Here is a 21,464-nt window from a genome sequence, read left to right as displayed (position 1 = left end):
TCTGGTCGCCACATGCTGCAGTGCATGTTGGCTCTGTCTTCACGAGAGCGCGCGACGCCCGACTATTGGAACAATTGGCGGCCAGCAGACATTCAATCTGCATCAACAATGGAGAATTGCCATGCCTGTCCTGCTCTGGGCGCTCGGAGTTCCGCTCACCATCGTCCTTGCTCTGATGCTGTTCGGGGTCGTTCACTTCTGAGCCGCGTGGAAAATGCGAACGGGTGCCTAAAAATTGGCACCCGCTTTTCGCGTAACATAAACGGCCCTTCGCCCGATGTGCTGCCGGTGGCGACGGCAATCGGCGACACCCAGCGATGGACAAAGCCCGAACCATTATCGAAGGCTGATAGTCTGCTCTCTAAAGCTCTAGACGCCCTCTAATGCGGGAACTGTCCGAGATCCTTCTCTGTTGTGCGGAAAAACGGAGATCTGAGATGGCGGTCAACAAACCTCGTCTCACGGTATCGCCCCACGACGTAACTTTGCTCTTCTGTCGCAATCCCTAACGATTGAAGCGCATCTCTCGCGGACGGGAACCGACGGCGGCGGAGCCATGCGTATTTTCTTCATGTGCGGCATTGGATTTTCCGCCCTCCCCGCGCGTCAACCAAGCCGCAGATGGGTTGCCGCTGGCAGCCGCCGCCCGATGAGTGGCGCCGGGAGCATTATTTGTTGGTTCCGTTGATCGAAGGTGACGCGGGGCTTTCAGGATCAAGACGCTGGCTTGGTGGAACTTGATTAGGATCTTCCTGCAAATCCCCTTGCTCTGTGGAGTCGTCGGCGTCTCGACGGTAGAGCCCGTCGCATTGCCGGCCTCGCCGGGACTAGCGCCGGAGGATGGCTGTACACGATCGCCGTGATTCCCACCGCCGCCTGAACGATCGGCTCGGGCTAAGGTCGGCACGCAGACCAACGCAAGAGCGGCGTCTGCCTAAAGTATCTTTCTCATGAAGGGGCCACCCTTCCGTTCGAAAAAGTACAAGCATGGTCAGCGGGAATGAACGCAGCCTTCGCGGTCATGGAAAAGCGGGCGGCGAAGAGTATCGCCCGCTTTCGCCAGCAGCGAGATGCAACACTCAATGCCTAATAAATCGTTTGCCGGTCTCAGTAACTCGGTCGGTCTATGTTGCTGAACTGGTCGTCACGAAGATTAGAAAGGCGGCTACTCCAGACCGCCTTCGACGGTCAAACTCATTGCGATCCTTCGTGGACACCACCAACCTTATCAAGCTTCTGGTTATACAGATAAGCCGATATCAGATCCGCAACCTTGTCGTTGTTCAGGTCAGTGAATGCAAAATGCGTATTTCCGCGGATACCGTTCTGCGGGAGCTCCAGTAACGTCACATGCCCGCCGAGCTTATTGACCGCATCCATGAATTCGAGATCGATGGCATGCATGCGGTACCAAAAGTCCAGCCCAAAGTAGGTGCTCGGCGATGACGGAATATTGTCGCCGAACTCCAAGAGGATCGGAATTTTCGTCAGGTTTTTAAAAGCTACAGGGTCGACTGGCGTGCATGTGGTTGTTCCGAAATTGCCGACGACGGGCGCGAACGGATGATCTGATGGACAAGGCACGCCTGTCGATTCCAGGCCGATGATCCCCTGGATGTTTGGATCCTGCATCGCCGCCTGATATCCCGAGAGCGAACTGGCGGAGTGCGTGAACAGGATGGTCGGACCGACCCGCTTTGTGATTGCAAGCAGATCATTCAGTGTGAGGGTCGCGTCGCCCGGCCCTACACTCTGCACACCCCAGCGGCGGAATTGATCAAGGGCATAGGGTCCGGGAGGAAACTTCGATCCCGGGTATAGATTGGGCCAGATACCAAGTCGGAATTGAATAAATGAACCCTGATCTCCCGCCGTTGGCGTGACAGTCGCTCCGACAGTTGTACGCCCGGCCCGGCCCATCCGCGGCCTATCAGCGATGTAAACGCTCCAACCTTTTCGCAGAAAGAGCTGCTCGAAGCCCTCACGTCCATCGGGCGTTGTTTCCCAACTGTTACCAACAAAGGAGCCCCACATTACAAGCGAGTTGTGTTTTGCCGCATGAGAGTGGGGGATTTGAAATTGAACGTATGTGTGATCGCCGCTCAATGTCTGGCCGGCGGGGGTTGGACTGGTGGGCACGAATTCTCCTGGCGTGGTAACAACAGTCCCTCCGGCCATGAAGCTACCCTCGTGCTCGATTACAAGCGGAGAGCGCACGTCATTGTTTGGGTCATCATGAGCTAGCGCGATCGGACTGAAGCCCGCGAACATCGCAGAAAAAAGCAGCGTAGCGCGCAAGCCTCTCAGCCGCGGCACTCCTTCGAGATTATTCCAGACCGATCGGGCCATTAGTTTTCCTCCCGTTGTTGGGTTGGTGAGCTCCGAGACCTGCGCACGTATAGCGATAGGCGGGAGCGAGGTCTTTCCGCCCCCACCAAACAATTTCGAAGCCTCACGCAAAAATCTCTACGGTAAGGGAGAACCGTTCTAGTGGCAGCGTGCACGCTGTCGCGGATCCTCAGAACAGGTGATGTGCACCGGCCGCGGCCCAGGCCGCGCGTCGACTTCATCCGCCAAGTACGACTTCGGCGATACCTCGTCTGATACGCGCCTAATAAAGAAAATCGATCATTCTTGCGACGGACTCATCTGGGCTTCGGTGCCAAATGCGCCTGCCTGCCTTGCGAACCAAAACGCAGAGGAGTGCACGCATATCCGATCAATGTTCTCTCACCGCAGAGCCTAAAATACTTCGGCGGCCATAAATGGGTGTTCTCAAAAATGAGACGAGGCGGCGAACGCACGTCGATGAGAATCGTCAACCCAGGGAGAAGCCCATGCGAAGTATATTCCGAGCCGGCCAACGATTATTGTCGGGGCGCCGGAGTGCTTATGTCTGCTCGCTGTTAGCAGCGGGATTGGTCGTCCTGCCCGCGTTTGCCACTGGCTCAGCCAGCTTCAACTTCGGCCCTTTCAACTTCCCTTTCTGGGGTCATGACTTCAACTACTCGGGCCATCACCACGACAACGACGATAACCCACCCACCGTGAGTACGGTCGAAGGCCCGGTTCGCGGTTATACCAAGAACGGCGTGAACATCTTTCTCGGGATCCCGTACGCGGCACCCCCGATGGGTAACTTGCGCTGGCAGCCGCCACAGCCGGTGCAGAAATGGAAGGCAACGCTCGAGGCGACGGAGTTCGGTCCGACCTGCCCGCAAATCACCGAGCTTGGAGCATTCGCTGGGCCCCCGGGCATCAACGAAGACTGCCTCTATCTCAACGTATTCACGACTGGGAAAGGCCACACCAAGAAGCCGGTAATCGTCTGGATTTACGGCGGCGCGAACGAAGACGGCGAATCGAACGACTATGACGGCAGTAAGCTCGCGACCGGCGGCCCGCTCGGTCAGGATACAGTTGTCGTCACTATGAATTATCGCGTCGGCATCTTGGGCTTCTTCTCCAACCCAGCGATCAATGCGGAGAACCACCTCAACGTCAACTACGGCGTCCTCGATCAGCAGGCGGTATTGCGGTGGGTCCAGCGCAATATTGTCAACTTTGGCGGAGACCCCAGCAACGTCACGCTCGGCGGCCAGTCAGCAGGCGCTTATGATACTCAAGCGAACTTGATATCGCCGTATGCTAAGGGACTTTTCCAACGAGCAATCTTGCAGAGCTATCCAGCGACATCGTGGCTGACCGCCGCATCAACGCTGACCCGTGGTACGAACTTCGGCGTTGCTGCGGGATGCCCGGGTTCGGACGCTGCTGCAGCCAATTGCCTGCGGAACCTTTCGACAGCTCGCGTCCTGCAACTTCAGGGGACGCCCAACACTACGACGGCCTATCTCGCTCAGGTGACAGTGGACGGCACGGTAATTCCGCTGCAACCCGACGACGCTTGGAAGTCGGGAAACTTCAACAAGATGCCAATAATGACTGGTGATGTTCACGATGAAGGCAACTTCACCGTCGGTATCAATGAGTACTTCTCGTCACCGCAAGCAGCGATGACCCAGGATCAATATCTGGCAAGAGTGACCGGAGCGGCGCTCAATCAGTATCCGCTCGCTAACTACGGCAATCCGGCTCTCGCCTACAATGCTTTCGGCTCCGACCCGCAGCATTGTCTCACTCTGCATGTAGTAAAAGAATTATCTTTGTTGGTTCCGGTCTATGCTTATGAGTTCGACTATCAGAAGGCTCCGTACCACTTCCCTCAGATGCCCGGTTATACGCCGCTCGCGACTCATACCAGCGATATTCAATTCCTTTTTCCTGGTTATCATGGTGGGATCTTTGGCGTGAATATCGATCAGGCGACGGGACAGCCACGCGAGATCAGCGGTCAGGAAATCGCTCTCTCGGACCAATTGGTGGCAGCGTGGACGAACTTCGCGAAGTCCGGCAATCCCAATGGTTTGGGAAATTCCCCTTGGCCCGCTTTCACTTCGGCAGCGCCGAACTTCTATTCGCAGAATATTCCAACGTCGTCGGTATACCCCGCAGCTAACTACTCGGCGGATCACAAGTGCGACTATTGGAATCCAATCCGCGGATACTGAGAAGCGTCGTTCTGATGGCAAATGCTGCCCGTCCGGATTTCAATCTGGCGGGCTAGCATGGGTAGCAGCCGGCGATGGCGTGCGGCGGATGAAGGAAGCAGCCCGTGTGCTACTTGTGTGGGCGCTGGCGCTTGTGCTCTTCGCGCGTCTCTGCAGCTTTGCGCGCAGAGGCCTCGCGATCTTCCTTAGTTCTTCCGGTGCTAGGGAGGCTCCCCAGCTCCTTCCAATTCTTCTCCGTCATGTCGACGCCGTAATGTTCTGCCGCCTTCTTGATATTGGCGAAAGCAAGCTCTCGATCCTCATCCGACACGCCGACGGTCTGGTCGAGTGGTTTACCGGATGGAACTCTCCCACGAGCGGCTCGTCGCCATCGAGCGCGTGCTTCGGAACGGTGGCTATCATGGCAAGCTTGAGTTGATGCCGAAGGGCGCGACCGAACCCTTCATGGGAGTCGACAGAAGCAAATATCCATCCGAAGAGCTGTACCAGCTCGACAGACGCGTCGAACTCAGAGTCGCTAATTGACGCTATTCCTTCGGGTTGTCACGACGGTGACGCAGCTGTCTGGCCGTGCAAGATTGCGGGTGAAGCAGCTCAATGCCCAACACCTAGAAGAATAGGCAATCATCTGGGCCCTAAATATAAGCTACTTTTTATTTCCGTTCCTGCTTTGGGTCACCAGCAGTTTCAGGTACTTCGCCGTCAGACTATTCGCTACGTCAGCAACTTTCTCCGGCGTGCCGCTGGCGATGATGCGCCCTCCGTCTTCTCCAGCTCCAGGCCCAAGGTCGATGATCCAATCGACCTGCGCGAGGACGCGCATGTCATGTTCTACGACGACGACTGTGTTTCCCGCATCGACAAGTCCTTGCAGTTGGCGCATCAGGCGGTCGACGTCAGCAGGATGAAGACCGGAGGTCGGCTCGTCGAGGATATAAAGCGTATTACCATGCTGCGCGCGCTGTAGTTCGGTCGCCAGCTTGATGCGCTGCGCCTCGCCGCCCGACAGTTCCGTCGCCGGCTGCCCGAGCCGCAGATAGCCGAGTCCGATCTCGCGCAACACGTCGAGCGGCCGCAGCACCTGCGGTTCCTCGGCGAAGAATGCGCAGGCTTCGTCTACTGTCATCTGAAGTACTTGCGCGATGTTGCGGCCATGCCATTCGACTTCAAGAGTATGAGGATTGTACCGGCTGCCGTGGCAGGCCGAGCACGGCGCATAGACACTGGGCAGGAACAGCAGTTCGACCATCACGAAGCCTTCGCCCTCACAGGTCGGGCAACGGCCTTGTGCGACGTTGAACGAAAACCGGCCTGCGCCGTAGTGGCGCTTTCGCGCCAAGGGCGTCTCGGCAAAGAGTTGGCGGACATGATCGAAGAGACCGGTGTAAGTCGCCAGATTCGAGCGCGGCGTGCGCCCGATGGGCTTTTGGTTCACCTGAACAAGACGTCGGATGTGGTCCACGCCGCTCACGATGCGCCCTGTGATGGCTTCCTGTGCCACCGCAAGCAAGGGGTCAACCTCGTCCTCGCCGGAAACGGTAACCGGGCGACCAAGACTGACACTGACCAACTCGGGAAGCGCCTGGCTGACAAGACTAGATTTGCCCGAGCCCGAGATTCCCGTGACTGCCGTCAAGCAGCCGAGCGGAAACGCGGCATCCAGATCATGCAGGTTGTTGCGCGTCACACTTTCCAAGCGTAGCCATCCCTTGGGCTTTCGCGGCATCCGCTCGACTGCAGTCGTCTTATCGAACAGATAACGACGCGTGATAGAAGCCTCGACATCCGCCAGCCCCGCGGTCGGCCCGCTGTAGATCACCCGGCCACCTTTCTCGCCGGCGCCGGGCCCCACATCCACCAGCCACTCAGCCTGGCGGATGAGATCGAGATCGTGCTCGACTACGAATAGCGAGTTGCCCGCAGCCTTGAGGCGATGCAGAATCGCGAGCAAGGCTTCCCCATCTGCCGGGTGCAACCCCGCTGAGGGCTCGTCGAGCACATAGACCACGCCGAAAAGCTGGGACGACAATTGGGTGGCGAGGCGCAGTCGTTGCAGCTCTCCGGAGGACAGCGTCGGCGTGCTGCGGGCGAGCGAGATATATCCGAGACCAAGGTCGATCAGCGGTCCGAGCCGTTCGAGCAATTCAGACGCCAAGCGTTGCGCGGCCGCACGCTTCTCTTCGGACAGGTTGGGTGTGCGCCGCACGTCGTGCGCGCTCTTGTGCGCCGAACCACCGGCAGCGACCCGACGTTCAACCGCCGCATCGCGGATCGCCTTGCCCAGAACATGGCCCTTCGCCGTGGCCGCGGCATTCCCGAACTCGCGGTGAACGACCGGCGTCAACAGGTCTCTCAGCTTCAGCAGCGACAGATCGCCGAACTCGGCGATGTCGAGCCCGGCGAATTTCACCGACAGGGACTCGCGCTTCAGGCGCTTGCCATGACAGGTCGGGCAATCGCGGCCGATGACGTATTGAGAAACGCGCTTCTTCATCAGCGCGCTTTTCGTTTTGGCGAAAGTCTCCAGCACATATCTGCGGGCGCCCGTGAATGTGCCCTGATAGCCAGGCTCCATGCGCCGCTTGATGGCTGCGCGCGTTTCCCGCGCCGTAAAACCCGGATACACGGGCACGGTCGGCTGCTCGTCCGTGAACAGGATCCAGTCGCGATCCTTCTTTGGCAAATCGCGCCATGGCGTATCGACGTCATAGCCGAGCGACACGAGGATATCGCGCAGGTTTTGGCCGTGCCACGCCGGCGGCCAAGCGGCGATCGCCCGCTCGCGAATGGTGAGCGTATCGTCGGGGACCATCGTATTCTCGGTTGCGTCATAGACACGACCGATCCCATGGCAGGTCGGACAGGCTCCGGCGACGGTGTTGGGCGAGAAATCCTCCGCATAGAGCATCGGCTGATTGCGCGGATATTCGCCGACGCGCGAATAGAGCATCCGCACCAAGCTGGAGAGCGTCGTCACGCTGCCGACAGAGGAGCGCGCGTTGGACGAACCGCGCTGTTGCTGCAATGCGACCGCAGGCGGCAGCCCCTCGATCGCATCGACTTCCGGTACGCCGGCCTGGTCGATCAGGCGGCGGGCATAGGGCGCGACCGATTCCAGATAACGGCGTTGCGCTTCGGCATAAAGCGTGCCGAAGGCCAGAGACGACTTGCCCGAGCCGGATATGCCAGTGAACACCACGAAGGCATCGCGCGGAACATCGACATCGACATTCTTGAGGTTGTTCTGACGCGCTCCGCGGACCTGCACGCGCGCGGGTCGCTCCGCGTGTTCGCTACCAGAGACGATCGACGTGATAGGTGGTTTCTTCTGCACTGAAATTTTCCGCGACCATCAGCTTGCCCAGCCTTTTCTAAAACCACAAAACAGCATCAAATCGTTGGGCCCACAAGAAACGCGGCAATGGCCGCTTATTGCACGATGCGCCCTCGTGCGCCGCACTATCCGCTGTCGAAGCGATCCCGCTGACGAACATGGGCTGTTGAGAACAATTTTTTCAAATGAATTTTTTCTGTTCTTTGTCGTGCGGGCCATCAGCTCGAGCGGGGACGCTTCCTACCGGGAATAAGGTTCACAAAGCGGTAAAGACATGTTCAGTATGATCGCAACTTGAGAAGTTACAACAGCCGGCGGATGATTACGCAAGCGGCGGATCATTCGGCGGCGCGGATGGCGGTCGGTATCGCATCCATCCGGCACGCGAACAGAGCGCGTCAGAGAAACGAGGCTTGAAATGATTGGTCGGATCCTCGGCGAAACCCGTGAGAACTGGGCTGGACTTAACCTGTATCAGCGTTTCGAGCAGGTCGTTGTCTTGCTACTGGGCTTCCTCATCTCGGTTGTCATCGTTGGCGCTCTGTTCCACTTGGTCCAAACGGCGTTCGAGTTGCTTCGCCTCGGCTTGCTCGACCCCTCTCGTCCGGATGTGTTCCGATCCATATTCGGCATGATCATGATTGTACTGATCGCGCTGGAGTTCAACCACACGATCATGGGAGTTCTAGAACGTGGCCACAGTATCATTCAGGTTCGCGCGGTCGTGTTGATCGCCTTGCTCGCCGTGTTGCGCAAATTCATTGTCATTGAGATCGGAGACGCTGATGCGGTCCTGCTCTTGGCCTTAGCGGTGTCGACACTGGCTCTGGGCGGCGTTTATTGGGCCGTACGCGAGCAAGATAGAGCAATGCGAACGACCGAGGATGGGGGAGCGAGCTAAACCCGCTCGGGACGCGCGGCGACGGCGCGCGCCAATCGTCGCCTGTTCACATTTCCCGGAATTCGGCAGAACGCGTTACCTAGACGCCAGCAGACCAGTCCGACAGGGACGTTCTCTCCATCGTTCCTAATGCGCGATGATAAGCGGGACAGAAGAGCTATTAAGAAGCTCATACGTGACACCCCCAAGCATCCATTCACGCAAACGCGAATGGCCGTAACCGCCCATCACGAGCACATCGGCGTTGTGACGGCGCGCCTCTTCAAGAAGGGCTTTGCCAACGCTCTCCTTCGGGTTCATGATATGGCGCAGCTCCGCCGGAATGCCATGATGCTCGAGGTGATCAAGTACCTCGTCGGCTAGGATGGCTTCTGGTTCATCGGTGGCATTCTCGCTCACCAGAACGACCACTATTGATTTTGCTCTACGGATATATGGCATCGCTTCGGCAAGAGCGCGGGTCGCTTCTCGACTACCATTCCAGGCGATGAGAATGTTTTCGAATTGAAACTTCGTCTCGACTTTGCCATGGGGAGCCAGGAACAAGTGGCGGCCCGATCCAAACAAAACACTTTCGACAATGTCATATGGCTCGCGTGAGTCGTCTGGCAGCAGTCCCACGAAGGCGTCAGCCAAGCGTGCCTCGCGGGCGGCTATTTCGGCTGACTCTTCAACAAATGCGTCGAAGCGGCGGATCTCGATAGGTCGTCCCAGAGCGATGAGCCGCTTGGTCAAACCCTCTTTCACGCGATCGCCCGCCTCCTTTGCCTTCGAGATGAGGTCAACTTTGCCGAGTTCGCCTATGTTAGGATCGGCTGCCAACAAGGTCGGCAGCAAGTTCACGAACAGGCCGATGATCCGGCCATCATAGAGGTCGGCGATGCTTTCGGCTGCGTGCAGACGGGTTTGGTCTGCGGCTGATCCATCGAGAGGCACCATCACGTCTTTGATCATCGCGTCGAGCTCGGTTCTTGATCCGCTCAGTTCACTTTTTTCCCGGTGGCACAATGCGGCATTCCCAGACTCTGTAATTGATCGTCGTCATGATTGCCCGCGCTTCTCTCCCGCAATCTTGATGGCCGTCATTGTCCATAGTCGCCTTTCAGCAGCTGTTAGCAGATGTTGCGTCCGACCAAGCAGAGTGTCCTATGAAAGAGCTGGAATATGTAAAACGCTTTCGGGTTGACAAGCCCGAGGGCTTTTCCCTTAGAGGCTTCAACCCGCCAGATACGTCGGGCTTCGATCGGAGCGAAGCGGAGGCAGAGCTACTTAATCTCATCGAGCGGTTGGTTGACCTGCAGCTACGTCTCTATGCGGAACACCGCTGGGCGGTACTCGTTATACTGCAAGGCGTCGACGCGGCGGGGAAGGATAGTGCCATCAGGCACGTTATGGCACGGTTCAACCCGCTGGGATGTAGTGCGCATTCCTTTAAAGTGCCAGAGTCTCACGAGCTCGACCACGATTTTCTTTGGCGGGCTGCGTTGCGCCTTCCCGCACGAGGACAAGTCGGAGTTTTCAATCGCTCCTACTATGAGGAAGTCCTCACCGTCCGCGTCCACATCGACCTACTCGCAAACGAACGACTTCCCGCTCAGCTCATCACGAAATCAATCTGGGCGGAGCGGTTTGAAGATATTAACGCGTTCGAACGTCATCTCGTACGAAACGGCACTGTAGTTATCAAATTTCATCTTTCTATCTCGAAGGAAGAGCAAAGGCGCCGCCTATTGGCGCGGTTAGACGATCCCGCCAAGCGATGGAAGTTTTCGCGGAACGACGTCACCGATCACCGGCTATGGGAGTATTATGCGGACGCGTACGTCGACATGATTCGCAAGACCAGTACCCATGGTGCTCCCTGGTACGTCGTGCCCGCGGACCGCAAGTGGTTTGCGCACCTGGTCGTCGCGCGGGTCATGGTCGACGTTCTCGATGGGCTGGATCTGAAATTTCCCGAGGTCGGTCAAGCTAACTCCGAAGACCTTGCGAAGATCCGACGGGCCCTTTCCGACCAATAATCATTCCAGAAAATCTCTGCGCGCGTTATTCGGGTCGCGACTGCCCGTCACGTCTTGGCGTTCGGGATAGACCGTCTACCGAGAGCTGCCCATAACAACATCAAATTTGCAGCTTGCCACAAGATTGACGACCATCAGTTTCCGGCCTGCGAACTTCGCTTAGAAAGCGGATCATCGTTTGCGGACGATGGGGTCGTTTCGACGTGAGTTCACACTATGGCGGACATTTGGTCTCGAACATTGCACGCGGCGGATGATAGAGGTTCACGTTCTCGCCCAATGAGCGAGGGATTAGCGCGAAATTGGTGGGCAGTCGGATTGCGCGTGATTGCGGCGATTGCGTTCATCTTTGTTTTGACACTGCCCCGCCCAACAGGGGCATCACTCATCATAGCCTTTGGCGTGTACGTCACGGCGGACGGGATCTTCGCCATCATATCCGGTATTCGAGCGATCCAGCGCGGAGAGCGATGGAAGATGCTCGTTCTCGAAGGTTCGATCAACCTCGCAATGGCCGGCGTAATACTTGCGATGCCGGAGCTGGCGATCATCCCCTTCGTGCACCTGACAAGCGCATGGGCGGTTCTTACTGGCGCGATTGCTCTGGCCGCGTCACGGCGCCTAGCCGATGGCTATGGTCGCTTGCTTCTAGCTTTCAGTGGGGGAATATCGATCGCGTGGGGTGCGCTGCAGGCAGCCGCAGGACCGTCCGCAGAAACCGATGCAAGCAAGCTCGCAAACTGGCTCCTTGCCTATTCCATTTCGTTCGGCGTGGCGATGCTCGCCCTCTCAATCAAGTTGCACAGATCGGCAAGAACCACGACGTCCGCTAGGCGGGACTTCTAAAGCGGAACTCAGGAAGCTTTTCGAGGGTCATATAGAACGGCGATCAAACGTCCGCCGATCCCGAGAAAAGCGCGGATGTCAGATAGCCTTGCGCCACGACCTTTGCGCCGTAATTGACGGCCGTCATGATCGCGCAAATGTGCAGCATGGTACCTAGGCGCTTCGTGTCATCTTTTGGGGCTCCCTATGGCTACAATCGATACCCGCCGCGATCAGATGCTCCCGAAGCTTACGCCTGAAGAAGTCGACAGATTGCGGCGCTTCGGTGAAGTCCGGCGATACGCATCGGGCGAGCCTCTATTCATCGCCGGTCAAGAGGCGCCCGGTATGTTCGTCTTCATTTCCGGAAGTGTCCTTGTTTCCCGCCGGGATCCGTTAGGCCACCGTGAACCGATTGTAGAGCAGGGCCCTGGCGAGTTTCTTGCCGAGCTTGGCCAGCTGTCGGGCCAGCACGCGCTGGTCGACGGGCATGCCGTAAACGACGTCGAAGCGCTTCTCATCCCTCCCGAGAAATTGAGAAACCTACTTACTGCCGAGACCGATCTCGGCGACAAAATCATGCGCGCACTAATCTTGCGACGTGTCGCCTTAATCGAGATGGGATCGGGTGGGCCCGTTTTGATCGGTCCCGCCGAGAGTCCCGACATGGTGCGGCTGCAGGGTTTCCTAACCCGAAACGCTGAACCGCATCAGGTTATCGATCCCAGCGAGGATCCTGAAGCGGCGGCACTCATCGATCGTTACGGGCCCAACGAGCTGCCTTTGGCGGTGTGCCCGAATGGAACGGTGCTCAAGAATCCCAGCGAGGCTGAACTCGCGCAAATGCTCGGTATGGCGCGTACCGACCTGCCGCACCGGACCTTCGACGTGGCTATCGTCGGCGCGGGCCCCGCCGGCCTCGCAACGGCGGTTTATGCAGCCTCCGAAGGATTGTCGGTGATCGTATTCGAACAACGCGCCTTCGGCGGACAGGCGGGAGCAAGCTCACGCATCGAGAATTACCTTGGATTTCCGACTGGGATCTCCGGCCAGGCGCTCATGGGGCGCGCCTATGTTCAGGCACAGAAGTTTGGCGCCGAGATCATCATCCCGGTGCCCGTAAAGCGGCTTCACTGCAATGACATGCCGCGCACGCTCGAACTCGAGCAGGGCAGACCTACCAACGCCACGGCGGTGGTGGTAGCCTCCGGGGCCAGCTACAGGCGGCCGGATATCCCGAACCTTCGGGATTTCGAGGGCCGCGGTGTATGGTATTGGGCTTCGCCGATCGAGGCACGCATGTGCCGAGATGCCGAGATAGTTTTGGTCGGTGGGGGCAATTCAGCCGGCCAGGGAGTCGTTTTCCTATCCCGCCACGCCAGAAAGATCTGGATGCTGGTGCGCGGACCCAGCCTGGACGCGACGATGTCCCACTATCTCATCGACCGCATCAAGGAAACGCCTAACATCGAGGTCCTGATGGAGACCGAGCTTGTTGCGCTTGCCGGGAATGAGGAGGGCAGGCTCACCCAGGTAAGGTGGCAACACAAACCAACCGGTAAGGAAACCGAGAAGCCGATCCGTAACGTCTTCTTGTTTATAGGCGCCGATCCCGCAACCAAGTGGCTAGAGGGTTGCGGTGTTGCCGTCGATGCGAAAGGCTTCATTACGACAGGCTGCGAAAGCGACGTGCCCGCGTCCGCTGGGCCTAATGGACGGTCTCGGGCGCTCGAGACGAGTGTACCCGGCATATTCGCCATCGGGGACGTCCGCTCGGGTTCGGTGAAACGGGTCGGGGCCGGCATCGGGGAAGGAGCGGCAGTCGTCGCGGAACTGCACTCGTACCTCGCCGAGAGCTCAATTTCCGCGCAAGAGCGCAAAGAATCGATCGGCGAACGAACGCAAACAAATACTGTGCTACTTGGGCATTCTTGATGGCCGTGATGGCGTCCAATGCGGCACCCTTTGGCGGCACGGGTGGGTATCCGAATGCTTCCCCGAACTCAACTGCACCTTGACGGGCATCATTTCACACGCCTATTCACGACCATATATTCTCCAATCTTGCGGGTACGCACGTCGGAGAACAGTTGAGTATGGCGAACAATTGCGCACATATCGCGCGAATCCGCGACGTCGTTCCAAGCGCTCTCGGGTGTGAGGAATGCTTAAAATCGGGGGATCCGTGGTTGCATCTGCGGGTCTGTCGCAGCTGCGGTCATGTCGGCTGCTGCGATCAGTCCCCGAACCGGCACGCTACGAAACATTTTCACGCAACGAAGCACCCGATCATCGAAGCTTACGATCCGCCGGACGGATGGGGCTGGTGTTACGTCGACGAAGTGTTCTTCGACCTTTCGGACCGGCCGACGCCGCATCTAGGGCCGATTCCGCGATACTACTAAGGTCCCCCGCGATTGAACGCAGGTGCGTTTGCTGCGCGATGGGTTCTGAACGCACCATGCCGGAGAGACACAGCTCGCCGGCGGCTACCTGCCGTTGCGCTGCTCTCGCCTCGATCGGCCGGCATCTCGAGATACACTTCCCGAAACCCAAGGCACCGCATGATGGAGGAAATCTCATGGCCACCGTTGCATTGTTCGTTCGCCTCGAGGTAAAGCCCGGCAAGGAGACCGCCGTAGAAAAATTCCTCACAAGTGCATTGCCGATCATCGAAGCCGAGCCTGCGACGACAGTCTGGTTCGCGCTACGACCGGGGCCGTCGACGTTCGGCATTTTCGACGCCTTCCCGGACGATTTCGGACGCAACGCGCATCTTTCGGGACGTGTCGCAGCGGCTCTGATGTCGGATGAGACCGCAGCGCTGCTCGCTAAACCGCCCGCGATCGAAAAGGTCGACGCGCTCGCTTCCAAGCTCCGGGACGCGAACGGCTAGCCGCCTCGCAATCGACATTAATCCTCCGTTCCTCAAGCCGCTAGTTCTGTCTCTCTCACGTGCTGTCGGACATTTTGGTTGAACAACAGCATAAAGAACTCGCTGATAAGGCAGCGTCAGGAATGGTATTCGATCCGGTCACACGGCAACGTGCTCATTACACGCTCGATCGCCGACGGTAGACTTGCGACGCCGTAGGGATCGTCGTGTCTCGTTCCGTTCACGAAGAACGTTGGCGTACCATTCACGCCGCTTCGCACGCCGCCGATAAAATCGGCCTGAACCTTGCTCTCAAAAGTTTGCGCCGCAAGCGCATCGCGAAGCGCAATTGGCGGAAGCTTCAAACGTGCTGCGAGGTTGATGAGAAATGGTATGCTGAGCTGATGTTGATTGGCGAAAATGGCTCTGTGCATCTGCCAAAACACCCCGCGGCTGCCCGCGAACTCCGCCGATTCCGCTGCCGGTTCGGCGAACGGATGAATCTCGACCAGCGGAAAGTGCCGGAAGACCAAGCTAACGCTGTCGCCGAACTGCGCTAACATTTGCGCCAATACCGGCTGCGCAGCCCCACAAAACGGACACTGGTAATCGCCATATTCAACGAGCATTACCGGCGCGTGAGGCTTTCCGAGAATATGGTCAAGCGGCGTTACTGGCACTCTTAGTCGCGACATTGGACGTCTCCTGCGAAGGAAGCGCTTCCAGGGCGTCGAGAATACCGTCCGCGCCTGGATTAACAGCGATCGGCGATTGGTAGCTCCAAGCGATCGTTCCTTTTTCATCGATGACGAACAAAGCTCGCTCAGCCACTCCCTCTTTATTTCGGTAGGCGCCATAGGATTTGGCGACGGCGCCCTTCGGTTCGAAGTCCGAAAGAAGCGCAAAATGCAGTTTGCGATCTTGCGCAAACGCCTGATGGCACCAAGCACCGTCTACAGAAATGGCGAGCAGTTCGGCGCCGTATCTCCGAAACTCGGAGAGGACATGGTTGTAGAGACTCAACTGGTCGCCGCAGACCGGACTCCAGTCAGCGGGGTAGAATGCTAGGATCACCCGTCGACCAGAAAACTCGTCAAGCGATAGCATTTGGTCCGGTGTGACGTTGAGCGTGAAGCCTGGGGCCCGAACTCCTTTGCCTAGGATGTTGGTCACAGTCGCCTCCGTCCTCGACCGGATGTCGCCATAGCGGCGGGAATGTGCTCGCCTCTATGCTTCCGCAGCCTGAAGGCGAGCATGATAAGCGTGGCGTCGAAGACCAACGCATAAGCACCCATCCAGCATGTGACCGCCACGACGCCAATCAACGGACTCGCATGGCAGCGAATAAGAGTATCTCGTAAAGCATTGAAGCATTGCCGCCGCCGGCGCGAGAAAAGCCGCGATCCCGAGCGCGATCGCCCACCAATTGTCCGCAAGCACCATAATTCTTGCGCTTGTGAGATTGGGATTCAGAGGTTCATACCACGTCATTGGGTATCTCGCCGCTTCGGTCTGTCTCCGCATATGCGCGGTCCGCCCCAGCAGGAGAAACGTTAGGACGATTGGCTGCGGGTCCGCCTTGACGATCGTCAGATTTGCGGGCCGAGTATCTTCTCAGTCCCGGGTGGCTTGCTGCATCACCAATGCTTCGTGAAGCAGAGCAAATCCTTCCATCGTCCGTCCATCGTCAGTGCGCCAAGAAGCCCTCACGCTCCAGTACTCAGGTGGTGAAAGCGTTGCGTCGCCGAACATAACTTTTCTCCTGCTCGAGATCTGCATGAGAGCGCGGAATTTGGTGATGATGTCTCGCACGACGTGCCGCGTCGTTGACGACCRTCAATTTACGGTGCGCACTTACGGCCTATCATCGTCGCTATTATTGGCTAGGGAGATCAGACGCAATGGCCAGCGCCGACCCCTATGATACTCTTGGGGTACCACGGAGCGCTTCTCAGAAGGACATCCAGAACGCCTATCGCCGACTGGCCAAGAAGCTGCATCCCGACCTCAACCCCGGTGACAAGGAGGCGCAGAGCAAATTTCAGGCCCTCTCGGCAGCGTATGACGTCCTGGGCGATGAGGAAAAACGTGCCCGCTTCGATCGCGGCGAGATCGACGCGTCGGGTGCTGAGCGGCCACAACGGCGATACTATCGCGACTTCGCACAGGCAGGCGCGGGTGCGCAGCGATATGAAACGGCGTCGGGCTTCAGCGACTTCGGGAATGCAGACGACATTCTATCGGCTATTTTCTCCCGAGGCGGCCGGCGCGGCTTCCGCGCACGCGGCGATGATAGGCACTATCGCCTAGAGGTCGATTTCCTTGATGCTGTGAACGGCACATCGGAGCGCATCACTCTGCCGGATGGGCGTAGTCTCGACGTCGTTATTCCGCCCGGCACAAATGATGGTCAAACGCTTCGTCTGGCGGGACGGGGAGATGCCGGCCCAGATGGCCGCAACGCGGGAGACGCATTCATTGAGATCACCGTCCGCTCACATCCATTTTTCAAACGCGACGGCCGCAACATCCGTCTTGACTTGCCGATTTCTCTTACCGAGGCCGTGCTTGGTGGCAAGGTTACTGTTCCGACACCCGCCGGACCGGTGGCGGCCACGATTCCCAAGTGGTCCAATACCGGAAAGGTCCTTCGGCTGAGAGGGAAAGGCGTCCCAGGGCGAGACGGCAAGCGGGGCGACGAATATCTAACCCTGCAGATCATGCTCCCCGATCAGCCGGATGCAGAGCTTGAAGCATTTGCCGAGAGATGGCCGGCCGGAAAAGCCCAGAATCCTCGGCAAAAGATGGGAGTGTAATGTTCGATACGAAAGAGTTTTCCCGATTGGCTGGAATTTCGTCTACGGCGATTCAAACGTGGACTAAGGCTGGATGGATTTGTCCGAGGCAAACGCGGTCCGGCCAGCGTTTCTCGACGATCGATCTCGCGCGAGTGCGGCTCATTCTCGATCTTCGCGGTTCGATGGGCGTCAACGATGAGGGAATTTCCGTAATTCTGCATCTCATCGATCAGATCTATGCTTTGCGCAGCGCGCTGCACGTCGTCTCGTCGAGGGCAATCCGGAATGGCTCCGACGGACGGAAGATCACCGTCGCCGCATTCAAGCCGGAATGGGTCGAACGGCACCGACGCAAAGCCGCTTACGGCCGATAGTAAGAGCGGTAAAAGTCGAGCCCGCCCTCTCGGGGCGTGCGTTCAGCGCGTGCGTATCAGCGCATACCGGACTGCTTGGCATGGCTGCCAAGAATGATTGTGAGGAATTCGTACGAGCACCTCAATTCGTCGACTTGTTCTCTCGGGCAGAATCAGGCGCCTTGCTGACGCCCACGAGAGCCGGCCTGAGGAGACGGTCGTGTTGCATGTAGCCGGGCTGAATAACTCTCGTCACTGTTCCCGGCGAGCATTGCGTATCGGATTCCTCAAAGCTCGCCTCATGCCGGTGCGGATCGAACGGTTCTCCGAGCGGGTCAATCCGCACAAGGCCATGATTGGCGAATGTGTCTAGAAGGGCTCGACGCGTCGCATCGATCCCTTGCAGGAGATTGGCAACTACGGACCAGGAGCGTTCGGCTTCGGGGACGCTCGCGATGGCGCGCTCCAGGTTGTCGACCGACGACAGCAAGTCGCGGGCAAAGCCCGAAGTCGCAAATTTAGCAGCTTCATCTCGGTCTCTTCGAGCTTGGCTGCGGACGTTTTCCTGGTCTGCGAGCGCCCGCAACAAGCGATCTTTAGTAGCTGCCAGTTCCGCCGCGAGTTCCGCCGTGGACGGTTGCTGGGGCTGCTTTGTTTCATTCTCGGCGCCGACGGGGCGCATTTGGTCTTGCTCAGCCATGGATCAATGCGATGAACGCCTCTGGTCGTTGACGTCCTCGAATTCCGCATCGACGACGTTGTCACCGCCCGCTCCTTCGTTCGACGTCTCGTTCTGGTTGCCGGCTCCTGCAGTCTGTGCCTGAGCCGCCTCGCCAAGCTTGCTTGCGGATTGACTCAGGACACTGGCTTTCGCTTCGATCTGCGCAGCATCGTCTCCGGCAACTGCGGACTTGAGATCGGAAAGGGCCGTCTCGATAGCCGTCCTGTCCGCGGGGTCGAGTTTGGCGCCGTGCTCGGCGAGTGACTTCTCCGTCGAATTAATTAAACTTTCCGCTTGGTTTCGCGCCTCAATCAAGGCTCGGCGCTTCTTATCCTCGGCGGCATGCGCCTCGGCCTCTTTCACCATTTTGTCGATGTCGGCCTCGGAAAGACCGCCAGACGCCTGGATGCGGATCGACTGCTCCTTGCCGGTGCCCTTGTCCTTGGCGGAGACATGGACAATGCCATTTGCATCAATGTCGAAAGTCACCTCGATCTGCGGCGCGCCTCGCGGTGCCGGGGGAATTCCGACGAGATCGAACTGACCCAGGAGTTTGTTGTCTGCTGCTATCTCGCGTTCACCCTGGCCGACACGGATAGTGACGGCCTGTTGGTTATCCTCAGCGGTCGAGAACGATTGGCTTTTCTTCGCCGGTATCGTGGTGTTGCGATCGATGAGGCGCGTGAATACGCCGCCCAATGTTTCGATGCCGAGTGAGAGTGGTGTTACGTCAAGAAGAAGCACGTCTTTGACATCGCCTTGCAGTACGCCAGCCTGAATCGCTGCACCGATGGCAACGACTTCATCCGGATTCACGCCCTGGTGCGGCTCTTTCCCGAAGAATTCCTTCACGGTCTCCTGGATCTTCGGCATCCGGGTCATGCCGCCGACCAGCACCACTTCATCGATCTTCTTTGCATCGACCTTCGCATCCTTCAGCGCGGCTTTGCATGGTTCGATCGTCCGTTGCACCAGATCGTCGACCAACGATTCGAATTTTGCGCGCGTGATCCTCACATCGAGATGCTTTGGCCCATTCTGGTCTGCCGTTATGAAAGGCAGATTGATGCTCGTCTCCATTGTCGTGGAGAGTTCGATTTTTGCCTTCTCGGCCGCTTCCCTCAGGCGCTGCAGCGCTAAACGGTCATTGCGCAGATCGATGCCCTGCTCTTTCTTGAACTCGTCGGCGACGTAATCCATAAGCCGCTTATCGAAGTCTTCGCCGCCTAGGAATGTATCGCCATTGGTCGCTTTCACTTCGAAAACGCCATCGCCAATGTCCAGAACTGAAATGTCGAACGTACCGCCTCCTAGATCGTAGACAGCGATCGTTCCTTGACCTTTTTTGTCGAGCCCATAAGCGAGAGCCGCTGCTGTCGGCTCGTTGATAATGCGCTGGACTTCGAGGCCCGCGATCTTGCCGGCGTCCTTGGTCGCCTGCCGCTGCGCGTCGTTGAAATAGGCTGGCACGGTAATAACGGCCTGAGTAACATTATCGCCGAGGTGCCGCTCCGCCGTCTCTTTCATTTTCTGCAGGATGAAGGCGGATATCTGGGACGGTGAATATCTTTTGCCGTTGGCCTCTACCCATGCATCGCCGTTGTCTCCGGGGACGATCTTGTAGGGGACCAGGGCTTCGTCTTTCTTTACGATCGCGTCGTCGAAACGGCGCCCGATCAACCGCTTGATCGCAGTGATCGTGTTTTCTGGATTGGTTACGGCCTGTCGTTTTGCGGGCAGACCAACAAGTGCCTGACCGTCCTTCGTGAACGCCACAATGGAAGGCGTCGTCCGCCCTCCCTCCTCGTTCTCGATGACCTTCGCCTGCTTGCCTTCCATCACAGCGACACAGGAATTGGTCGTTCCCAAGTCTATGCCAATGATTTTGGTGGCCACTTCTGCCTCCATCGCTCCGATTCATATTCGCTACAATCAACGGCTTCTGCGGTTTTGCCGCCATGACGGTTGTCAAGACGCCACCAGGGCATCGGCGGAGGCTTTGCTATCCAGGTTATCCAGCGCTCGCGGCGAATCCGGCGCGGCACGCCGCAAAGACTTCAAAACTGACAGTCGTCACGGCGAACGATGCCCGGCAAAATGCCCTTACAGTCCGGTTTGCAAAAACCGGTTTGCGCGCTCATTTTGCGTGCTCATCATGCAATCGATGCGTGACAAAAAACAGAGGCCAAAAAACAGAGGCACGGCTGTCGAACCACCGCGCCCCAAAGTTGACGGAAGAAACGCACACCATGCTGCTCAAAATATTGGCTCGATGATAGGCGTTGTCATTGACGGTCGTCATTTCTGGTCCGGACGTATGCCATCGCGATAGACGTGGATCACTCACACCGTTCTGCCGACCAATAGTTCATCGCCGCGCCTTGGCCCCGCCGAAAATGCGATGGACGTACGGGCTTGCCGAGCACGATGTAGATTGGTGAAATCCCCGTAGGAAACCCGTTTCCTTTGATGTTCTCTGGCTCCGCTCGCGCCCCATAGAATTGATGCCTGTCATAGACTTTCCGAGCAGTTCACATCAGCTGTCGGAAGTTACCACGGAGCATCCGAGGCCGCGGCGAAAACGCTGCTTCATCGCTGGGTTCCTTCGCGGCCATTCATCCATGAAAGCCGTGCAGCAAGAGCGAAGCCAAGACATGACCGCGTTCGAAGAGCGTGAAAGGGCATTCGAGAAGAAGTTTGCCATCGACGAGGAACTGAAATTCAGGATTGAAGCGCGCCGAAACAAGCTTCTGGGCGAATGGGCTGCGGCGAAGCTTAACCTCTCCGGATCGGCGGTCGGCGAGTATATCAGGGAGCTTACCGAAATTCAGGTGACCCGCGGAAGCGAGGGGGTCTTCGAAAAATTGATGAGCGACTTCGAAGCCAATGGCGTTGGGGTCACAGCATATGAACTCAGAAAGACGAGTCTGGAGTTTCAATCGAGGGCCGCGAAGGAGATCAAAGCGGAGCCGAACGTATGAGGCAAGTTAAAGCGGATGAGGAAGGTGCATGTCATGTCAGGTAACTCGGCCATATAACTCCGCCATAAAAAATTGACGGCCATC

The 21,464-nt window shown here is 57.9% G+C and carries 18 protein-coding genes; 11 read left to right on the top strand and 7 right to left on the bottom strand.

Going from position 1 to position 21,464, the window contains the following annotated elements; genetic code table 11:
* Nucleotides 1–1,194 precede the first annotated feature (1,194 nt).
* Complete coding sequence (locus tag AC1DK3_RS19075; protein ID WP_477193822.1) at nucleotides 1,195–2,349, bottom strand: alpha/beta hydrolase; 1,155 nt, start codon at nucleotides 2,347–2,349, stop codon at nucleotides 1,195–1,197.
* Nucleotides 2,350–2,837: 488 nt separating this feature from the next.
* On the opposite strand from AC1DK3_RS19075, the gene AC1DK3_RS19070 reads away from it, so the two are divergent.
* Nucleotides 2,838–4,571 carry a carboxylesterase/lipase family protein gene (locus AC1DK3_RS19070; protein WP_477193821.1) on the top strand — a complete coding sequence of 578 codons (1,734 nt, stop codon included), beginning with the start codon at nucleotides 2,838–2,840 and terminating at the stop codon, nucleotides 4,569–4,571.
* 339 nt (nucleotides 4,572–4,910) lie between these two features.
* The gene (locus AC1DK3_RS19065; protein ID WP_477193820.1) at nucleotides 4,911–5,096 is read left to right on the top strand and encodes a hypothetical protein; all 186 of its coding nucleotides are present in this window, start codon (nucleotides 4,911–4,913) and stop codon (nucleotides 5,094–5,096) included.
* A gap of 121 nt (nucleotides 5,097–5,217) precedes the next feature.
* Here the strand turns inward: AC1DK3_RS19065 and AC1DK3_RS19060 are convergent, their stop codons facing one another.
* Nucleotides 5,218–7,887: an excinuclease ABC subunit UvrA gene (locus tag AC1DK3_RS19060; protein WP_477194008.1), complete on the bottom strand. Its 2,670-nt coding sequence runs from the start codon at nucleotides 7,885–7,887 to the stop codon at nucleotides 5,218–5,220.
* Between the two features lie 436 nt (nucleotides 7,888–8,323).
* Between AC1DK3_RS19060 and AC1DK3_RS19055 the strand changes: the two genes are divergently transcribed.
* Nucleotides 8,324–8,806, top strand: a complete 483-nt coding sequence (locus AC1DK3_RS19055) for a phosphate-starvation-inducible PsiE family protein (protein ID WP_477193819.1) — start codon at nucleotides 8,324–8,326, stop codon at nucleotides 8,804–8,806.
* Between the two features lie 126 nt (nucleotides 8,807–8,932).
* Here the strand turns inward: AC1DK3_RS19055 and AC1DK3_RS19050 are convergent, their stop codons facing one another.
* On the bottom strand, nucleotides 8,933–9,760 hold the full coding sequence (locus AC1DK3_RS19050) for a universal stress protein (RefSeq protein ID WP_477193818.1): 828 nt from the start codon (nucleotides 9,758–9,760) through the stop codon (nucleotides 8,933–8,935).
* A gap of 194 nt (nucleotides 9,761–9,954) precedes the next feature.
* Between AC1DK3_RS19050 and AC1DK3_RS19045 the strand changes: the two genes are divergently transcribed.
* The 5 genes from AC1DK3_RS19045 (at nucleotide 9,955) to AC1DK3_RS19025 (ending at nucleotide 14,548) form a co-directional block, all read left to right on the top strand.
* Nucleotides 9,955–10,827, top strand: a complete 873-nt coding sequence (locus AC1DK3_RS19045; protein ID WP_477193817.1) for a PPK2 family polyphosphate kinase — start codon at nucleotides 9,955–9,957, stop codon at nucleotides 10,825–10,827.
* A 279-nt stretch (nucleotides 10,828–11,106) separates the two neighbouring features.
* Entirely contained in the window at nucleotides 11,107–11,673 is a 567-nt protein-coding gene (locus tag AC1DK3_RS19040) for an HdeD family acid-resistance protein (RefSeq protein ID WP_477193816.1), read from the top strand.
* 186 nt (nucleotides 11,674–11,859) lie between these two features.
* Entirely contained in the window at nucleotides 11,860–13,587 is a 1,728-nt protein-coding gene (locus AC1DK3_RS19035) for an FAD-dependent oxidoreductase (RefSeq protein ID WP_477193815.1), read from the top strand.
* A gap of 161 nt (nucleotides 13,588–13,748) precedes the next feature.
* Nucleotides 13,749–14,057, top strand: a complete 309-nt coding sequence (locus AC1DK3_RS19030; RefSeq protein WP_477193814.1) for a UBP-type zinc finger domain-containing protein — start codon at nucleotides 13,749–13,751, stop codon at nucleotides 14,055–14,057.
* A gap of 176 nt (nucleotides 14,058–14,233) precedes the next feature.
* Nucleotides 14,234–14,548 (top strand): putative quinol monooxygenase, encoded by a 315-nt coding sequence (locus tag AC1DK3_RS19025; protein WP_477193813.1) that lies wholly within the window; start codon nucleotides 14,234–14,236, stop codon nucleotides 14,546–14,548.
* A 116-nt stretch (nucleotides 14,549–14,664) separates the two neighbouring features.
* Here the strand turns inward: AC1DK3_RS19025 and AC1DK3_RS19020 are convergent, their stop codons facing one another.
* Together AC1DK3_RS19020 and AC1DK3_RS19015 are read right to left on the bottom strand one after the other, a co-directional pair.
* Nucleotides 14,665–15,222 (bottom strand): DsbA family protein, encoded by a 558-nt coding sequence (locus AC1DK3_RS19020; RefSeq protein ID WP_477193812.1) that lies wholly within the window; start codon nucleotides 15,220–15,222, stop codon nucleotides 14,665–14,667.
* The gene (locus AC1DK3_RS19015; protein ID WP_477193811.1) at nucleotides 15,188–15,700 is read right to left on the bottom strand and encodes a redoxin domain-containing protein; all 513 of its coding nucleotides are present in this window, start codon (nucleotides 15,698–15,700) and stop codon (nucleotides 15,188–15,190) included. Before AC1DK3_RS19015 ends, AC1DK3_RS19020 begins: the two co-directional genes overlap by 35 nt.
* A 728-nt stretch (nucleotides 15,701–16,428) precedes the next feature.
* Between AC1DK3_RS19015 and AC1DK3_RS19010 the strand changes: the two genes are divergently transcribed.
* Together AC1DK3_RS19010 and AC1DK3_RS19005 are read left to right on the top strand one after the other, a co-directional pair.
* Nucleotides 16,429–17,343: a DnaJ C-terminal domain-containing protein gene (locus AC1DK3_RS19010; protein ID WP_477193810.1), complete on the top strand. Its 915-nt coding sequence runs from the start codon at nucleotides 16,429–16,431 to the stop codon at nucleotides 17,341–17,343.
* Nucleotides 17,343–17,699 (top strand): chaperone modulator CbpM, encoded by a 357-nt coding sequence (locus AC1DK3_RS19005; RefSeq protein WP_477193809.1) that lies wholly within the window; start codon nucleotides 17,343–17,345, stop codon nucleotides 17,697–17,699. Before AC1DK3_RS19010 ends, AC1DK3_RS19005 begins: the two co-directional genes overlap by 1 nt.
* Nucleotides 17,700–17,820: 121 nt before the next feature.
* Here the strand turns inward: AC1DK3_RS19005 and AC1DK3_RS19000 are convergent, their stop codons facing one another.
* Nucleotides 17,821–18,378, bottom strand: coding sequence for a nucleotide exchange factor GrpE (locus tag AC1DK3_RS19000; RefSeq protein ID WP_477193808.1), 558 nt, complete (start codon nucleotides 18,376–18,378; stop codon nucleotides 17,821–17,823).
* A gap of 3 nt (nucleotides 18,379–18,381) precedes the next feature.
* On the bottom strand, nucleotides 18,382–20,238 hold the full coding sequence (gene dnaK / locus AC1DK3_RS18995) for a molecular chaperone DnaK (RefSeq protein WP_477194007.1): 1,857 nt from the start codon (nucleotides 20,236–20,238) through the stop codon (nucleotides 18,382–18,384).
* A gap of 815 nt (nucleotides 20,239–21,053) precedes the next feature.
* Between dnaK and AC1DK3_RS18990 the strand changes: the two genes are divergently transcribed.
* Nucleotides 21,054–21,380 (top strand): DUF1476 domain-containing protein, encoded by a 327-nt coding sequence (locus AC1DK3_RS18990; RefSeq protein ID WP_477193807.1) that lies wholly within the window; start codon nucleotides 21,054–21,056, stop codon nucleotides 21,378–21,380.
* The last annotated feature ends 84 nt before the right edge of the window (nucleotides 21,381–21,464 follow it).

Source organism: Hyphomicrobium sp. 01T421 (genome assembly GCF_056398805.1).
Note: the sequence above shows the minus strand (reverse complement) of the source record. Positions and strands in the feature narration are given on the sequence as shown.